This is a genomic window from Opitutia bacterium KCR 482 (assembly GCA_029269845.2).
Taxonomy (GTDB): Bacteria; Verrucomicrobiota; Verrucomicrobiia; order Opitutales; family Intestinicryptomonadaceae; genus Merdousia.
In genome coordinates, this window is record CP149973.1 from 1,859,596 (window position 1) to 1,874,071 (window position 14,476).

Consider the following 14,476-nt stretch of genomic DNA (forward strand, 5'->3'; position numbering starts at 1 on the left):
ATGGCGAAATCAAAAAAAGTTCTGCTCACCCGCGAGGACAATTCGGCGGTCGCCGAAATCCTGAAATCAAAGGGCGTGGGCGCAATAGAGCTTCCTCTCGTGAAAATCAACCTGCAAGCGGAGGAGGACGAACTGCGCGACGTCTTCGCCGAAATGGGACGCTACGACTGGCTGACGTTTTCTAGCGTCAACGGCGTGCGCGGCTTCTTCGGCGAGTTTTTGAAGTCGTTCGACGACATACGCGCGCTGGGAATCGCCCGCATCGCGTGCGTGGGCGAGGCCACCGCGCGGGAGCTTAAAAAATACTTTCTCCGCGCCGACGTCGTTCCCGAAATCTCCACCGCCGAAAACATGGCGCAGGCGATGGCGGACTACGAGACGCTCGAAAACCTGAAAATTCTCTGCATAATAGGCAACCTTGCCGGCAACGAGCTTTTCGACGCGCTCGAAAAAAACCGCGCCATCGTGGACGCTCTCGAAGTCTATAAAACCGAAATCGCGCGGGTCGAAAAGGACTGCGCGGCGGCGGCGGAATTCCGCAAAACGGGCGCGGACGCTGTCGTTTTCGCAAGCCCGTCGGCGGTGGAGGGCTTCGCTAAAAACGCCGAAAACCTCGCGCTGTCGGCAAAGGCGGTTCGCCCGAAAATCGTGGCGATTGGCGCGAAGACTGCGGCGGCGGTCGAAAAATTCGGCATGAAAGTCGCCGCGCAGGCTAAAAATCCATCTCCCGAAGCCGTCGCCGAGGCGGTTCTTTCGGCAGTCGGAATTTCCGAAAAATGACGCGCGTTTTTATCTCGGCAGTCTTGGCGTCGCTTGCGTGCATGCTCGCGGCGTCGTGCTCGAAAAGCGACGGGTCGGCGTTCCCGCCCGTTCCCGTCGTCGAAAAGGCGGACATCGACGGCCTGTGGCTCATGTACGACGGCGACGAGCCCGAAACCGTGGTCGCGGTCTATCCGCGCGGCGGCAAACGCTACGCGAAAATGGTCGCAATCTACCACGACTCCAAAATGGACGACACAATCGAAAAGCCGATTGAGCGCGCCAAGGGTCTCGACGGAAAGCCGCCGCTCTGCGGTCTCGATTTTGTGTGGGATTTGATTCCCTCGTCGGACGGAAAATTCGTCGGCAAGGTCGTGAATCCCGACGACGGCGGCGTCTACCGCTGCAAACTCTGGTTCGACGCCGACTCAAAAAAACTCGTCCTGCGCGGCGAGCTTTTTGTGTTCGGTGCGAACGAGTACCTCGTTCCGTTCGAGCAGTCGAAACTTCCGTTCAAACTCGACATCGCCAAGCTTTCGCCCAATCCGCCGTGCTTGTAGAAATGTTTGCGCTTTGTTCGGGTTTTGCCCGAATTTCGCAAGCGCAAAAAAAAGCTGGATTTTTCCCGAAATAAAGTCGATAATGCACGCATCAAAGGGGCTGTTGATTCATTCGCGGTTTCCGTTTGCGCGAACGCGGATTCGCTTTTGAGGCGTCCGCGGCGGCGGCGCGGACGGAACGGAATTTCAACCGCTCCACGGCGACCGCCCGCAAAACGGCGAACTCCGCAATTTATCAAAAATTGACACGACATGACAAAAAACGTAATCAGCATAATCATGGGCGGCGGGCGCGGCACGCGTTTGTATCCGCTTACGAAATACCGTTGCAAGCCCGCAGTTCCGCTCGCGGGCAAGTACAGGCTTGTGGACATTCCCATTAGCAACTGCATAAATTCGGGTTTCGACAGCATTTACCTGCTCTCCCAATTCAACACGGCGTCGCTGCACAAGCACATTCAGCAGACATACAAGTTCGACTCGTTCGGAAACGGCTTCGTCGATATTCTCGCGGCCGAGCAGACAGATTCAGGCGGAGACTGGTATCAGGGCACGGCGGACGCCGTCCGCAAAAACATGCACCACTTCGAACGCCACGGCGAAGTCTGCCACTACCTGATTCTATCGGGAGACCAGCTCTACCAGATGAATTTCAAGGAAATGCTCAACAGGCATATCGCAAACAATGCCGACATCACAATCGCCGCAAAGCCCATGCCAAAAAGCGAAGCGCCGAGCCTCGGCGTAATGCGCGTAAACGACAACCTCGAAATCGTCGAATTCGCCGAAAAGCCGAAAGACGAAAAAGTCATCAACTCCTTCCTCGTAGGCGACAACCTCAAACACAACCTCAAAGACCCAAATGCCGACTACTGCTTGGCGTCGATGGGCATTTACATCTTCTCGCAGCACGTCTTGGAAGAGGCGATGTCGGGCAGCGAAATGGACTTCGGCAAGGAAATTATCCCCGGACTGCTCGGCAAGAAAAAACTCTGCGCCTACATCTTCGACGGCTATTGGGAAGACATCGGCACGGTAGGCGCGTTCTTCGAGGCGAACCTCGCCCTCACCGAACCCAACCCCGAATTCGACTTCCACAAGCAGGACAAACCCATCTACACGCACTGCCGCTTCCTCCCCGGTGCGAAAATCTTCGGCACGAAAATCGACAGGGCGAACGTCGCGGACGGGTCGGTCATTCGCGCGGACTCGCTCGAACGTTGCGTAATCGGGATTCGCTCGATTATCGAGGGCGGAACGTCGCTCAAAAACGTGATAATGATGGGCGCGGACTACTACGAATCGCAGGAGGAGCGCGAGTACAACGTTTCGAGGGGCGTGCCGCCAATCGGAATAGGGCGGAACTGCAAAATCGAAAACGCGATTATCGACAAAAACGCGCGTATCGGCGACAACTGCGTGCTAAGCCCGAAAGGCAAGCCCGACAAATGGGAGGCGGAAGGCCTCTATGTAAGGGACGGCGTTCTGATTGTAACGAAGCAGGCTGTAATCAACTCTGGAACAATCGTAGACGGGGCGTGAAAGCACCGCCCTACGGCGTTTCTTGACGGGGCGTGAAAGCACCGTTGATGCGGCGTTTCGCGAGTGTCTCAGACTGCTCGCGTACGTCAGTACGCCACGCACCCTGAGCCACTCGCAAAGCCACCGCCTGAACGGCACTTTGACGCCCCTAAAAAGTGAGCGCACGGCGCACGAAGATTTTAGAATGCGCTGGGATAAAAGTTGGGTAGGGCGTTTCGTCAGCTACCGTAGCGTTGGGAAATCCGAGTACGTCCCTAAAATTACAGAAAGCCACCGCCTGAACGGCACTCTAACGCGCCTAAAATTACAGCGCACGGCGCGAAGATTTTAGAGTGCTTTGGGATAAAAGTATAGCATATTGCATAGCGGAGAATCCTTGTTTGCGGATTCCCGCTTTTTCTTTTTTATCCGCGCAAAGCGCGTCTATTTTTTACCTGTTTCTCTCTAATGTTCGGCAATTTTAATCCTAGTAATTGGCGAAGCCAATACGGACTGATACAGAAAAGGCGCGGTTATAGCTGCGCCGCATAACAATTAAAAGGAGCGAAGCTCCGAAGAAAGGCGCGGCTCGCGCTCGAAGCTCCGACGGCTGGCGCACCTTGCGTCCGCGGCTCGCGCCCGTGTAGGCTGTTAGTCTGCCCAGCGGGGGGACAGGCGGGAGTTTTCGTGGTAGCGAAAACCGCCTTTTGGGGGCGGCAAGCCCCCTCTGTTGACCGGCGCGGCTCGCGCCCAAAAAAGGGTTGCGTTTGGTTTTGGGGGGTGGATAATGGGGAGAAAATAATTGAACAGGTATGAATCAGATTGATATATTCGGGCAGAACGCCGAGGTTTTTATCGGCGCGGAGGATTTGAAGGAGAAGCTTGCGGCTGGCAAGCGGTTGCGCGTCAAGTTGGGGGTAGACCCGACGCGCCCCGACCTCACGTTCGGGCACATGGTCGTTTTCAACAAACTGCGCCAGTTTCAGGATTTGGGGCATCAGGCGGTTTTGATTATCGGCGACTACACCGCATGTATCGGAGATCCCAGCGGTAGGAGCGCATTGCGCCCCGTCTTGACGCGCGAAGAGGTCATGGAAAACGCAAAGACCTACCTTGCGCAGGCGTTCAAGATTCTGGACGAATCGCGCACGGAGGTGCACTATAACAGCGAGTGGTTCGGGGGAATGTCGTTCGGCGACCTGCTGAACCTCGCCCGCAAAATGACGGTCGCGAGAATGCTCGAACGCGACGACTTCGCAAAACGCTACGCGTCGAAGACGCCGATTTCGATAGTCGAATTTTTGTACCCGCTCGTGCAGGGCTACGACTCTGTTATGATAGAGTCCGACGTGGAGCTTGGCGGAACCGACCAGCTTTTCAACAACCTTGTCGGGCGCGACTTGCAGCGCGACGCAGGGCAGTCGGGGCAGGCGGTAATCACAATGCCGCTTCTCGTGGGCTTGGACGGCGAAAAGAAGATGTCGAAAAGCTACGGCAACTACATTGCGTTCAACGACTCCCCGCGCGACATGTTCGGGAAAATCATGTCCGTCGGCGACGACACGATGTGGAAATACTACCAGTACCTTTTGCTCGAAACGCCCGAACAGATTGAGCGCATGAAGTCGGAACACCCGATGAAATGCAAGAAGAATCTGGCGTGTCTTATGGTCTCGCGCTTCTTCGGCGCGGACGTCGGCAGGGCTGAGCTTGAAAACTTCGAAAAGGTCTTTTCGAAAAACGAAATTCCCGACGAAATGCCCGAATTTGCGTGGGATTCCGTCGCGCAGTCCGACAGCGCGCCGATTGTCAACGTCATGGCGGAGACAAAGCTTTTCCCGAGCAAGAAGGAGGTCCGCAGACTCATCGAACAGGGCGCGGTAAAGCTCGATTCCGAGCGCGTTTCCGACCCGTTCCTTGCGCTGTCGCGCCCCGTAAATCCGCTGGTGTTGCAGGCGGGAAAGCGCGTGTTTTTCAGAATAATCCCGTAATCTTGGGCAACCCGATTTTGCGCGGCTAACCGTTTGGAAAGCCGCTTTTTTTATGAAAGACGAGGAAGTAAAGGCATTGGGCGAAGCCCGAATCGGGAGCTTGCTTGTCCGCTACTCGACACCCTCTATTGTGGCGACCGTCGTCAGCGCGACATACAATGTCATCGACCGCATATTCGTGGGGCGCGTGTGCGGCGCGGACGCGCTTGCGGCTATAACCGTGTGCTTTTCGCCCGCGCTGTTTCTGCTCGCCCTCGCGATGACGATAGGTCAGGGGAGCGCGACGCTCGTTTCGATAAAACTCGGCGAGGGCGACAGGCGCGGGGCGGAGCGCGTGCTGGGGCTGGCGGTGTTCATGTTCTTCGCCTTCTACGCAATTACCGCGACGCTCGTGCTGTGCAACATGGATTCCGTCCTCAGGTTTTTCGGCGCGACGGAGCGGATTCTCCCCGACGCAAAGGCTTATTATTCCATAATAATAGGAGGGCTGATTTTTGAAAAAATATCATTTGGCGTAAACAATCTGATACGCGCGGAGGGTCGCCCGACATATTCGATGGCTACAATAATAATCGGGGGAGTTGCGAACGTAATTTTGGATTGGCTGTTCATGTGCAAATTCGGCTGGGGGATACGCGGGGCGGCGTTGGCGACAATCTCGGCGCAGGCATGCGGAACGGTCTGGGTTTGCGCGTTCTATTTCTGCGGGCGGAGCTATTTGAAAATCAGGCTGAAAAACCTGCGGGCGCACTTCGACCTCATGGCGTCGATGCTGTACGCAGGCTCGCCGAGCCTGATTATTCAGGGGCTGTCGAGCGCGGCTACGATGATGTTCGTAAGGCAGGCGCGGGTGTACGGGTCGGAGTCGGCAATAGCGGTGGTTGGCATTTGTATGACGGCGACAATGTTCATATTTCTGCCCGTCGTGGGGCTGTCGATGGGCGCTCAGCCGATAATAGGCTACAACCGCGGGGCGCGGAATCCCGAACGCGTGCGCTCGGCGTTGCGGCTTTCGCTGGCGGCGGGTTCTGCGATATGCTGCGCGGGATTCGTCGCCACGCAGGCGTTTCCCGACGCGATTTTTTCGATATTCCTTCCGTCGGATTCTCCGCTGATTCCCACGGGCGAACGCGCAATGCGCCTGCTCACGCTCTGCTGTCCGCTAATCGGGGTGAATATTGTGGCCTCTGGATATTTTCAGGCGGTGAAACGCCCGATATTTTCCATTTTGATAACGGTCGTGCGTCAGGTTTTGTTCCTCGTGCCGTTCCTGTACCTGCTGCCGAAATTCATGTCGCTCGACGGAATTTGGGCGAGTTTTGCGGCTTCCGACTTCATGGCGTTCCTGTTTTCGGCGGCGGTTGTCGCTCGGGAAATGCGGAACTTGCGCGGAAGGTCGGTTTATTCGGCGGAAAAGTGTTGAAATGCGCGGCAATTTGTAAATTATGGAGACGATATGATAAGAAGGGCATTTTTAGGTATTTTGTTCGCGACACTCGGCTGCGCCGGCGCGTTCGCGCAACGCGACATCGACATTCAAATCGAGGGCAGGGGACAGCGTCTGAACGTCCCCGTTTACAGGGTTGCGATTACTTCGGACGACCAGTCGCTGCTCGCCGACGCAAAACGCGCGTTCGGACTGCACGGCAGCTACATTGTCTCGACCCCCGCAAATGCGCAGTTTACGTTCTCGTTCACAAAGGCGGGCGCGACGGCGGTCAAGGTGGCAATCCGCGGCGGAACGTTGTTCGAGCAAATCTGCACGGGCGAAAGCATGACGGCCGCTCTCATGAAAGCGTGCGACGTTGCGGTCAACCGCACGCTCGGAAAACCGGGGTTCTTCGCGGGGAAAATCGTGTTCTCGTACTCCCGCAACGGCGGAAAAAACACGGACATCTGCATGTCGGACATGGTCTTCAAGCGCGTCAGAATGCTCACAAACGACAAGTCCGACTCTCTCCTGCCGCACTTCTCGCCCGACGGCCGCAAGGTGATGTACACGGGCTACTATCGCTCCGGCTTCATGGACCTTTTCCAAATCGACCTTGCGGCAAACTCGCGCAAGCCGTTCGCGTCGTACAAGGGCAGCAACACGGGCGGAGACTTCTCGCCCGACGGCAAAAAAGTCGCGATGATTCTCACAGCAACGGGCAACGCGGAAATCTGGACGGCGAACGCAAACGGCACGGGCTTCCGCCGCCTCACGAAAACCTCCGCGACGGAATCGACGGCGAGCTTTTCGCCCGACGGCTCGAAAATCCTCTTCGCCGCCGACAACCGCGGCTCGCCGCAAATCTACACAATGCCCGCAAACGGGGGGCGTCCGAGCGTGGTGCGCACAAACATCAGCCGCTACTGTTCCGAACCCGCGTGGAATCCGAAAGACCCCAATAAAATCGTGTTCACGCTGGCGCAGGGGCGCGGATTTCAGGTGGCGGTCTACGATTTCTCCAAGCGCGTTTCGGAGGTCGTAAGCGCGGGCGAAAGCACGTCTACGCCGCGCTGGCTCAACGACGGCCGCCACATAATCTGCGCAAAGGCGCGCGGCAAAAACCGCCAGCTCTACATTATCGACACCGAAACAAAGAGGCAGGCGCCGCTCCACACGGCGTCGTTCGGCTCGGCGAAAGAGCCAGATTTCGTGTACAACCCCCGCTAATTTTCCAGTCATGACAATCGCCACACTCGACCTCGAAGGGGTTTTGATTCCCGAAATCTGGATTGCGTTTGCGGAGGCGTCGGGCATTTCCGAACTCCGCCTCACCACGCGCGACGAGCCCGACTACGACAAACTCATGAAGTACCGTCTGGACATTCTCGCAAAACGCGGAATAAAACTCGGCGACATCTCCAAAATAATCGCGACCCTCGAACCCCTCGACGGCGCGCGCGAATTCATGCAGTGGCTGCGCTCGCGCACAAGGGTGGTAATTCTCTCCGACACTTTCGAGCAGTTCGCCGCGCCCCTCATGGCAAAGCTCGACTACCCGTCGCTGTTCTGCCACGAGCTTGTTATCGCCCCCGACGGCACTGTCGCAGACTACAAACTCAGAATGGCGGACCAGAAGCGCAGGGCGGTCGAGGCGTTCAAATCGCTCAACTTCAAGGTGGTCTCGACGGGCGATTCGTACAACGATCTTTCGATGCTCCGCGCCGCCGACCGCGCGGTTCTCTACCGCCCGACCGAAAAGTTTGCGGCGGAAAATTCCGACCTGCCCGTCGCGCGCGACTACGACTCGCTCAAAGCGGCGTTCGCAAAATTCTTGGACGAATAAACACGGATAATTTTTAATAGAAAAGGCTACATTATGGCAACAAAGAAAAATATCGGCCGCTACGCCGCGCGCGGAGTTTCGGCGGGCAAGGAGGAAGTCCACGCGGCAGTGGACAAGCTCGACCAGGGCGTTTTCAAGGGCGCGTTCTGCAAAATCACGGAGGACTTTCTGACGGGTTCGAAAGCCAAGTGCAACGTCATACACTCCGACGGCAGCGGCACGAAGTCAATCATAGCGTACCTCCAATACAGGGAAACGGGCGACGCATCGGTATTCAGGGGAATCTCGCAGGATTCCATCGTGATGAACATAGACGACCTTCTCTGCATCGGCGCGGTCGAGCGCATTCTGCTTTCCAACACCGTAAACCGCAACGCCAGGAATTTTTCGGGCAAGGCTCTTGCGGAGCTTATTTTGGGCTCGGAGGACTTCCTCGCAAAACTCAGAAAACTCGGCGTTAAAATCTATTCCGGCGGCGGCGAAACGGCGGACGTGGGCGACCTCACGGGTGCGGTCGTCGTGGACAGCTGCGCGGTCGCCGTGATGAAGCGCGACAACGTGATTACGGGCGCGGACATCAAGCCGAACCTCGCGATTGTCGGGCTTTCGTCGGCGGGGCGCGCAACGTACGAAGACTTCGAAAACAGCGGCATAGGCTCGAACGGGCTTACGAGCGCGCGCCACGATATGCTCTGCCCCTACTACCGCGAAAAATACCCCGAAACCTACGATTCCAATACCGACAAAAACCTCGTCTACTGCGGGCCGCACAAGCTCGAAGACAAGCTTGAAGGCTCGGACATGACCGTCGGTCAGGCTCTGCTTTCCCCCACGCGCACCTATGCGCCCGTCGTGATGAAAATCATGAAAAAGTATCCGAATTTGATAAAAGGGCTTGTCCATTGCTCTGGCGGCGGACAGACGAAATGCCTGCGCTTCGGAAAGGGCGTCCACTTTGTGAAAGACAACCTTCTGCCCGTCCCGCCGATTTTCAGGGCAATCCAAAAGGCGAGCGGCACGACCGACCGCGAAATGTTCGAAGTGTACAACATGGGACACCGCATGGAGGTATACTGCAAAAAGTCGGACGCAAAGAAGGTCGTGGAAATTGCGGAGTCTTTCGGAATCGCCGCGCAGGTAGTGGGCTACACCGAAAAATCCGCGCGCGCCGACGGCAAAAACCATGCAAGCATTAAATACGGTTCGAAGAAAATAGAGTACGGACCGAGAGATTAAACGGAGTTTTCGAAATGTTGAAGGCAGGTATTGTGGGTTTGCCGAACGTCGGCAAAAGTACGCTGTTTAACGCGCTCACGCGCTCGCGCAAGGCGGAGGCTGCAAACTATCCGTTCTGCACGATTGAGCCGAACGTGGGAGTCGTGGAAGTTCCCGACGACAGGCTCGCGCCGCTTGCGGTCATCGCAAAGACGAACGTGATAATCCCCGCGGCGGTCGAGTTTGTGGACATCGCCGGTCTCGTCGCGGGGGCAAGCAAGGGCGAGGGGCTCGGCAACAAGTTCCTTGCGAACATACGCGAGGTAGACGCAATCGTGCAGGTCGTGCGCTGTTTCGACGACGACGACATTCTCCACAGCATGGGAAGCGTCGACCCGATTCGCGACATCGAGGTTATCTCCACCGAACTCATTTTAAGCGACCTCCAAAGCTGCGAAAAACAGCTCGACTCCAACGCCCGCAAGGCTAAGGGCATGGACAAAGAGGCAATCAAGAACGTCGAAATGCTCAAACGGCTCATCGAGCACCTAAACGCGGGAAAGCCCGCGTTCACCCTGCCCGACGTTTCGGAGGAGGACTCCGCGCGGATAAAATCGTTCTTCCTGCTGACGTCGAAGCCCGTAATCTACGCGTGCAACGTCGGCGAGGGAGACCTCGGCGGAGACTCGAACGAGTACGTCAAACGGGTTCGCGAATTCGCAAAAAACGAGCACAACGCGGGAACATGCGTGATTTGCGCGCGCCTCGAAGAGGAGCTTTCGTCGCTTTCGCCGGAGGAGTCGGCGGAATACCTGAAAGAGCTCGGCGTGGACGGCAGCGGCGTTTCCGAGCTTATCCGCGCCACATACGATTTGCTCGGCTTGGCGAGCTATTTCACCGCGGGCGAAAAGGAGGTTCGCGCGTGGACGTTCGTCAAGGGCATGACCGCCCCGCAGTGCGCGGGCGTAATCCACACCGATTTCGAGAAAGGTTTTATTAAAGCGGAGGTCGTTTCTTACGAAGATTTGATTGCCGCCGGAAGCGTCGCCCACGCGCGCGAAGCGGGCAAATACCGCTTGGAGGGCCGCGACTACGTTTTTCAGGACGGCGACGTCGCGCTCTTCCGCTTCAACGTTTAGCGAATGAGACATAAAGTCTTCGACAAATTATACCGCTTTTTTTCGTCGCCGGAACTGACGGTCGCCGTCATGCTCTACGGCGTCGCGCTGTCGCTTGCGGCGGTTTGCTTCGGGGCGGGCAACGGCGGCGGATTCTTCGAATGCTTTTTCTTTACGCTCGACTTCGGCGGGCTGAAAATTCCGCTCGCGGGCGGCTCCACGCTTGGGCTTGTCGCGCTTGCGAACATATTTCTCGGCGGACTGCGCTTTTTCAAATTCGGCGTGGCGGGTTTGGGCGCGTCGATTCTCCACATGGCGTTCGCGCTGCTGATTGTGTCGGCGGCGCTGCGGCATTTCGTCCGCGAGGAGGGCGCGATGACGCTTTCGGAAGTGCCGACGGCTTCGGTCACGCTGTCTTCGGGTGTCGAAAAAAAACTTCCGTTCGAGGTCTGGCTTGAAAATTCCGAAATGAAATTCCGCCGCGGCGGGGACGTGAAAACTGCGCCGTTCGGAGCGGGCAGACCCGCGTCGTTCGCGGGGTGGACTTTCTATAAAACGGCTTCGGGCGCGACCGCCGTGAAAAACCCCGCGCGGCTTCTGCCGTGGCTCGCAACGGGGGCTTCGTTTTTCGGAATGGCGGCGGTGCTGCTGCCGAAATTCGGAAGGAGGGGCGATGGCGGGCGTTAAATCGGCACTGTGCTCGGCGGCGGCAGTGGTTCTCGGCGCGTGCGCTCCGTACGCGGCGTCGCGCTTGGGATTTTCGGGCTTGCCGTTTGCCGCGCCGCGCGATTTTCTTGGCGGAAACTCGGGGTGGCTCTCCGAATTTTTCGCGGCGGCAAACCCGCTTTTTGCGGCGGTTCTTTTGTACGGATTTTCGCTCGCGGCGTTTCTCGTTTCGGGCGCGCGCGGACGAACTCCGACTGTGGCGGCGCGGATTTTGGCGGCGGCGGTCGCAGCTCACGCGGCGGGCGCGGGTGTTGCGGCGTTTTTGTGCGGCGGAATGCCGCCGCTCGACGCGCCGGAAATTGCGGTGTTCATGGGCATTGCGGCGGCAGTCTTGGGGCTTTTGCTGTACGCTAAAAACCGCGGCGCGGAATGCGTGGTGTCGGGGGCGTCGGCGGGGCTTCTTTCGCTGCTTGTGGCAAACGCCGACGGGGCAGTCGGATCGGTCGCGGCGTCGTTCGATTCGAACCTTCTGTTTTGGACTTACTACGCGGCGGTTGTCGCGGGCTTCGGCGGAAGCTTCCTTTGCGGCTTTGCGGCGACATTCCGCATAGCGGCAAACCCGCTTTCGCGCGGAAACTTCGGAATCTCCACGGGCGATACGGCAAAAACGGCATACGGCTTGCAGTGCTTCTCGCTCTTTTTTCTGCTGGTGGGAACAATGCTCGGCGGAATCTGGTCGGACTGCGTTTGGGGCAGGTTCTGGTCGTGGGATTCGCGCGAAATCGGGGTGTTTGCGGTTATCCTGTGGACGGCGGCGGCAACCCACGCAAAACGCTTCAAACTTCTTTCCGACAGGGGCTATCTCGGCATGGCGGTCTTGGGGAACGCCCTATGCGCATGGGCGGTGTTCGGCATAGGCTCGGCCGCTTCCCATTCGGTCGGGGAAGGGCGAATAGGGCTGTATCTGTGGGCATTCGCGGGGCTTGAATTTGCCGCATGGCTTCTTACTTTCTATAAATACGCGGAAAAAAGTGGGACGGGCGACAAAAAAAGCTTGAATTAAAAAAATAGGAGTCCATAACAAAAGACTTTCAAATACGGCGAGGTGTAGCTTAGCCTGGTAGAGCGCTACGTTCGGGACGTAGAGGCCGGTGGTTCGAATCCACTCACCTCGACCATTTTAAAGCCCGCAATTCTTCAAGAGTTGCGGGCTTTTTTGTAGGTGTTTATCGGGAATTGCGGTTGCTTTGAATGCGCATAAACGGCGCGTCTTGCGCTTGAAAATTCCGCCCGCGAGCCGCCCGACTTCGAAATTCCGATTTCGGGAATGCGGGTTAAATACCGAGTTTTTTTGCAACCGCCGCGGCTTTTGCCTCTATGTATTTGCGGGCGGTTTCGATTTCCGACTTCCTTGCCGCCATGTTCTCGTTTGCGATATGCGAGAGGTCGTCCAAATTATACAGGTACAGGTCGTCGAGTTCGCCGCACGAAATTTCGATATTCGGGGGCACGGAGAGGTCGATTAGGAACACCGGTTTGCCCCTGCGGGCGGACACCGCCGCCGCCGCGCGTTCCCTCGTTATCAGCGGGGTGGGCGAATAGCTTGCGGTTATTGCGATGTCGAACAGCGGCAGGTTTGCGAGCGCGGTTTCGAGCGGCGATGCCTTTGCCCCGATTTGTTCCGCAAGGCGCAGGGCGTTTTCGAATTTTCTGCTGGCGACAGTCATGTTTGTCGCGCCCCTCACGAACAGCGCGTCCGCCACGAGTTTCCCCGCCTCGCCCGAACCCGCAAGCAGGATTTTCGCCTTTGAAACGTCGTCGAAAATTCTGCCCGCCAGTTCCGACGCCACCGAGCCGAGGCTGATTTTTCCGTGTCCGATGTCGGTGTTTGTCCTGACCCATTTTGCGCATTGGCACGTCTTTTGGAAGACCGTGTTCAGCACCGCGCCGCAGTGCCGCGCGGCGGACGCCTGCGCGTATGCCGCCTTGACTTGCCCGAAAATTTCGGTCTCTCCCGTCATCTGCGATTGCAGTCCCGACGCCACTTCGAAGATGTGCCCGATCGCCTCGTCGCCGCATTTTGTGTACGAAAGTTTTTGGAATTTGCCGAAGTCGCGCCCCCTCGACGGCGTTTTTTCGAACGCTTTGAGCGCGTTTTCCGCGCCGCGTTCCGAGACGAAGTACAATTCGACCCTGTTGCATGTGCTTAGAATCAGCGCTTCGGAAACTCCGTCGGCGTCCAGCAGCGTTTGTTCCGCCTCCGCCGCGCATTCTTTGGGCACGCCGCAAGAGCCGACGGTTTCGGCGTCCGCGCACATATGCGAAATTCCCACGACGTACAGTTTGCCCATGGCGGTTTAGCCGAATTTCAAATTGCGCATCGCAGAGCAAAATTCGAGAAGCCCCGCGTTGACCGCGGGAAATTTCCCAAGCGACTCCTCCGCGGCGGCGACGCGTCTTGAAAATTCCGCCGCGCAGATTTCGGGAATACCGAAGCTGCGCATAAGTTTTGCGATTTTTTCGGGCTGTTCGTTCGGCAGGTTTTTAGCCAAGCTTGCCGACTGCTCTGCGGGCAGTTTTTCCAAAAGCGCGATGAGCGGGAAAGTCTGCTTGCCAGAAATCAAGTCTGTGCCGAGCGTTTTGCCCGCGTCGCGTTCCGACATGAACCAGTCGCAAATGTCGTCGTAAATCTGGTAGGCGATGCCGAGCTGTTTGCCCGCGTTTTCCGCGGCCTCGCGCCAGCCGTCGGGCGGCGTTCCCGCGGTCGCGCCGAGGTTGCACGCAAGCTCGAAGAGCGCGGCGGTCTTCCCGTAGGCGACTTCGTAGTATTTTTCGCGCGAGACAATCTCGGCCCTGTCGGCGAGCGTCTGCTTGATTTCGCCCTCGCAGACCGTGCGCACGCAGTCCGCCGTTTTTTTGAGAACCGCCATGCTGTTTTCCTCGAACGCAAGCGACATCATGTGCGAGAATATTGCGTCGCCGAGCAAAATCGCGGTTTTCGCCCCGTATTTTTTGTAGGCGGTTTCGCTGTTGCGGCGCATGTCCGCCCTGTCGATGACGTCGTCGTGGATTAGCGTCGATAGGTGCACGAGTTCCGCGATTGTCGCGCGGCGCACGAGCGACTTTTCGTCGGCGTCGGCGGGGGCTGAGGCGAACACGAGCATCGGGCGGATATATTTGCCGTTCGGCGAGATTGCCGCTCGCGCGGCGGCCCTCACCCCGTTTTCGAAAGTTTCGGCCTGATTCAACAGAAAGACCTTGAAGTCCTCCATTTTGGGCTTCAAGGTTTCGGCGATACCCCCGAAGGGGCTTTTCACACTGTCATGAAAATTATTCAACGTCTTTCGATTCTTTCAAAAACATATTTTTTC

At 57.4% G+C, this 14,476-nt stretch carries 13 protein-coding genes and 1 tRNA gene; 12 read left to right on the forward strand and 2 right to left on the reverse strand.

All coding sequences use genetic code 11. The features are described 5' to 3' along the window. The 12 genes from P3B99_007925 to P3B99_007980 all read left to right on the forward strand — a co-directional run bounded on the left by P3B99_007925 (nt 1) and on the right by P3B99_007980 (nt 12,283). Nucleotides 1–780 carry a uroporphyrinogen-III synthase gene (locus P3B99_007925; GenBank protein ID WYJ07128.1) on the forward strand — a complete coding sequence of 260 codons (780 nt, stop codon included), beginning with the start codon at nt 1–3 and terminating at the stop codon, nt 778–780. Next, nucleotides 777–1,319: a DUF2147 domain-containing protein gene (locus tag P3B99_007930; GenBank protein ID WYJ07129.1), complete on the forward strand. Its 543-nt coding sequence runs from the start codon at nt 777–779 to the stop codon at nt 1,317–1,319. Before P3B99_007925 ends, P3B99_007930 begins: the two co-directional genes overlap by 4 nt. A gap of 252 nt (nt 1,320–1,571) precedes the next feature. Beyond that, the gene (locus tag P3B99_007935) at nt 1,572–2,861 is read left to right on the forward strand and encodes a glucose-1-phosphate adenylyltransferase (protein ID WYJ07130.1); all 1,290 of its coding nucleotides are present in this window, start codon (nt 1,572–1,574) and stop codon (nt 2,859–2,861) included. A gap of 791 nt (nt 2,862–3,652) precedes the next feature. Then, nucleotides 3,653–4,831: a tyrosine--tRNA ligase gene (gene tyrS, locus P3B99_007940; protein WYJ07131.1), complete on the forward strand. Its 1,179-nt coding sequence runs from the start codon at nt 3,653–3,655 to the stop codon at nt 4,829–4,831. Nucleotides 4,832–4,883: 52 nt separating this feature from the next. Beyond that, nucleotides 4,884–6,254 (forward strand): MATE family efflux transporter, encoded by a 1,371-nt coding sequence (locus P3B99_007945; protein ID WYJ07132.1) that lies wholly within the window; start codon nt 4,884–4,886, stop codon nt 6,252–6,254. Nucleotides 6,255–6,287: 33 nt separating this feature from the next. Then, nucleotides 6,288–7,490, forward strand: a complete 1,203-nt coding sequence (locus tag P3B99_007950) for a biopolymer transporter Tol (GenBank protein ID WYJ07133.1) — start codon at nt 6,288–6,290, stop codon at nt 7,488–7,490. A gap of 10 nt (nt 7,491–7,500) precedes the next feature. After that, the gene (gene thrH, locus P3B99_007955; protein WYJ07134.1) at nt 7,501–8,106 is read left to right on the forward strand and encodes a bifunctional phosphoserine phosphatase/homoserine phosphotransferase ThrH; all 606 of its coding nucleotides are present in this window, start codon (nt 7,501–7,503) and stop codon (nt 8,104–8,106) included. A 33-nt stretch (nt 8,107–8,139) separates the two neighbouring features. Beyond that, on the forward strand, nt 8,140–9,342 hold the full coding sequence (locus P3B99_007960) for an AIR synthase-related protein (GenBank protein WYJ07135.1): 1,203 nt from the start codon (nt 8,140–8,142) through the stop codon (nt 9,340–9,342). A gap of 14 nt (nt 9,343–9,356) precedes the next feature. Continuing rightward, the gene (gene ychF / locus P3B99_007965; GenBank protein ID WYJ07136.1) at nt 9,357–10,460 is read left to right on the forward strand and encodes a redox-regulated ATPase YchF; all 1,104 of its coding nucleotides are present in this window, start codon (nt 9,357–9,359) and stop codon (nt 10,458–10,460) included. A 3-nt stretch (nt 10,461–10,463) separates the two neighbouring features. Continuing rightward, entirely contained in the window at nt 10,464–11,126 is a 663-nt protein-coding gene (locus tag P3B99_007970; GenBank protein ID WYJ07137.1) for a hypothetical protein, read from the forward strand. Then, nucleotides 11,113–12,168, forward strand: coding sequence for a hypothetical protein (locus P3B99_007975; GenBank protein ID WYJ07138.1), 1,056 nt, complete (start codon nt 11,113–11,115; stop codon nt 12,166–12,168). Before P3B99_007970 ends, P3B99_007975 begins: the two co-directional genes overlap by 14 nt. A gap of 38 nt (nt 12,169–12,206) precedes the next feature. Then, nucleotides 12,207–12,283 (forward strand) — tRNA-Pro (locus P3B99_007980). 156 nt (nt 12,284–12,439) lie between these two features. Here P3B99_007980 and hemA read toward each other — a convergent pair. Together hemA and P3B99_007990 are read right to left on the reverse strand one after the other, a co-directional pair. Next, nucleotides 12,440–13,456, reverse strand: a complete 1,017-nt coding sequence (gene hemA / locus P3B99_007985) for a glutamyl-tRNA reductase (protein WYJ07139.1) — start codon at nt 13,454–13,456, stop codon at nt 12,440–12,442. Nucleotides 13,457–13,462: 6 nt separating this feature from the next. Beyond that, nucleotides 13,463–14,422: a polyprenyl synthetase family protein gene (locus P3B99_007990; protein WYJ07140.1), complete on the reverse strand. Its 960-nt coding sequence runs from the start codon at nt 14,420–14,422 to the stop codon at nt 13,463–13,465. Nucleotides 14,423–14,476: the final 54 nt, after the last annotated feature.

What these genes read in the sequence shown, in the direction of transcription:
- tyrS (WYJ07131.1), top strand. Translation starts at nt 3,653, where the DNA reads ATGAATCAGATTGATATATTCGGGCAGAACGCCGAGGTTTTTATCGGC.
- P3B99_007930 (WYJ07129.1), top strand. Translation starts at nt 777, where the DNA reads ATGACGCGCGTTTTTATCTCGGCAGTCTTGGCGTCGCTTGCGTGCATG.
- P3B99_007950 (WYJ07133.1), top strand. Translation starts at nt 6,288, where the DNA reads ATGATAAGAAGGGCATTTTTAGGTATTTTGTTCGCGACACTCGGCTGC.
- hemA (WYJ07139.1), bottom strand. Translation starts at nt 13,456, where the DNA reads ATGGGCAAACTGTACGTCGTGGGAATTTCGCATATGTGCGCGGACGCC.
- ychF (WYJ07136.1), top strand. Translation starts at nt 9,357, where the DNA reads ATGTTGAAGGCAGGTATTGTGGGTTTGCCGAACGTCGGCAAAAGTACG.
- P3B99_007960 (WYJ07135.1), top strand. Translation starts at nt 8,140, where the DNA reads ATGGCAACAAAGAAAAATATCGGCCGCTACGCCGCGCGCGGAGTTTCG.
- P3B99_007925 (WYJ07128.1), top strand. Translation starts at nt 1, where the DNA reads ATGGCGAAATCAAAAAAAGTTCTGCTCACCCGCGAGGACAATTCGGCG.
- P3B99_007935 (WYJ07130.1), top strand. Translation starts at nt 1,572, where the DNA reads ATGACAAAAAACGTAATCAGCATAATCATGGGCGGCGGGCGCGGCACG.
- P3B99_007970 (WYJ07137.1), top strand. Translation starts at nt 10,464, where the DNA reads ATGAGACATAAAGTCTTCGACAAATTATACCGCTTTTTTTCGTCGCCG.
- P3B99_007945 (WYJ07132.1), top strand. Translation starts at nt 4,884, where the DNA reads ATGAAAGACGAGGAAGTAAAGGCATTGGGCGAAGCCCGAATCGGGAGC.
- thrH (WYJ07134.1), top strand. Translation starts at nt 7,501, where the DNA reads ATGACAATCGCCACACTCGACCTCGAAGGGGTTTTGATTCCCGAAATC.
- P3B99_007975 (WYJ07138.1), top strand. Translation starts at nt 11,113, where the DNA reads ATGGCGGGCGTTAAATCGGCACTGTGCTCGGCGGCGGCAGTGGTTCTC.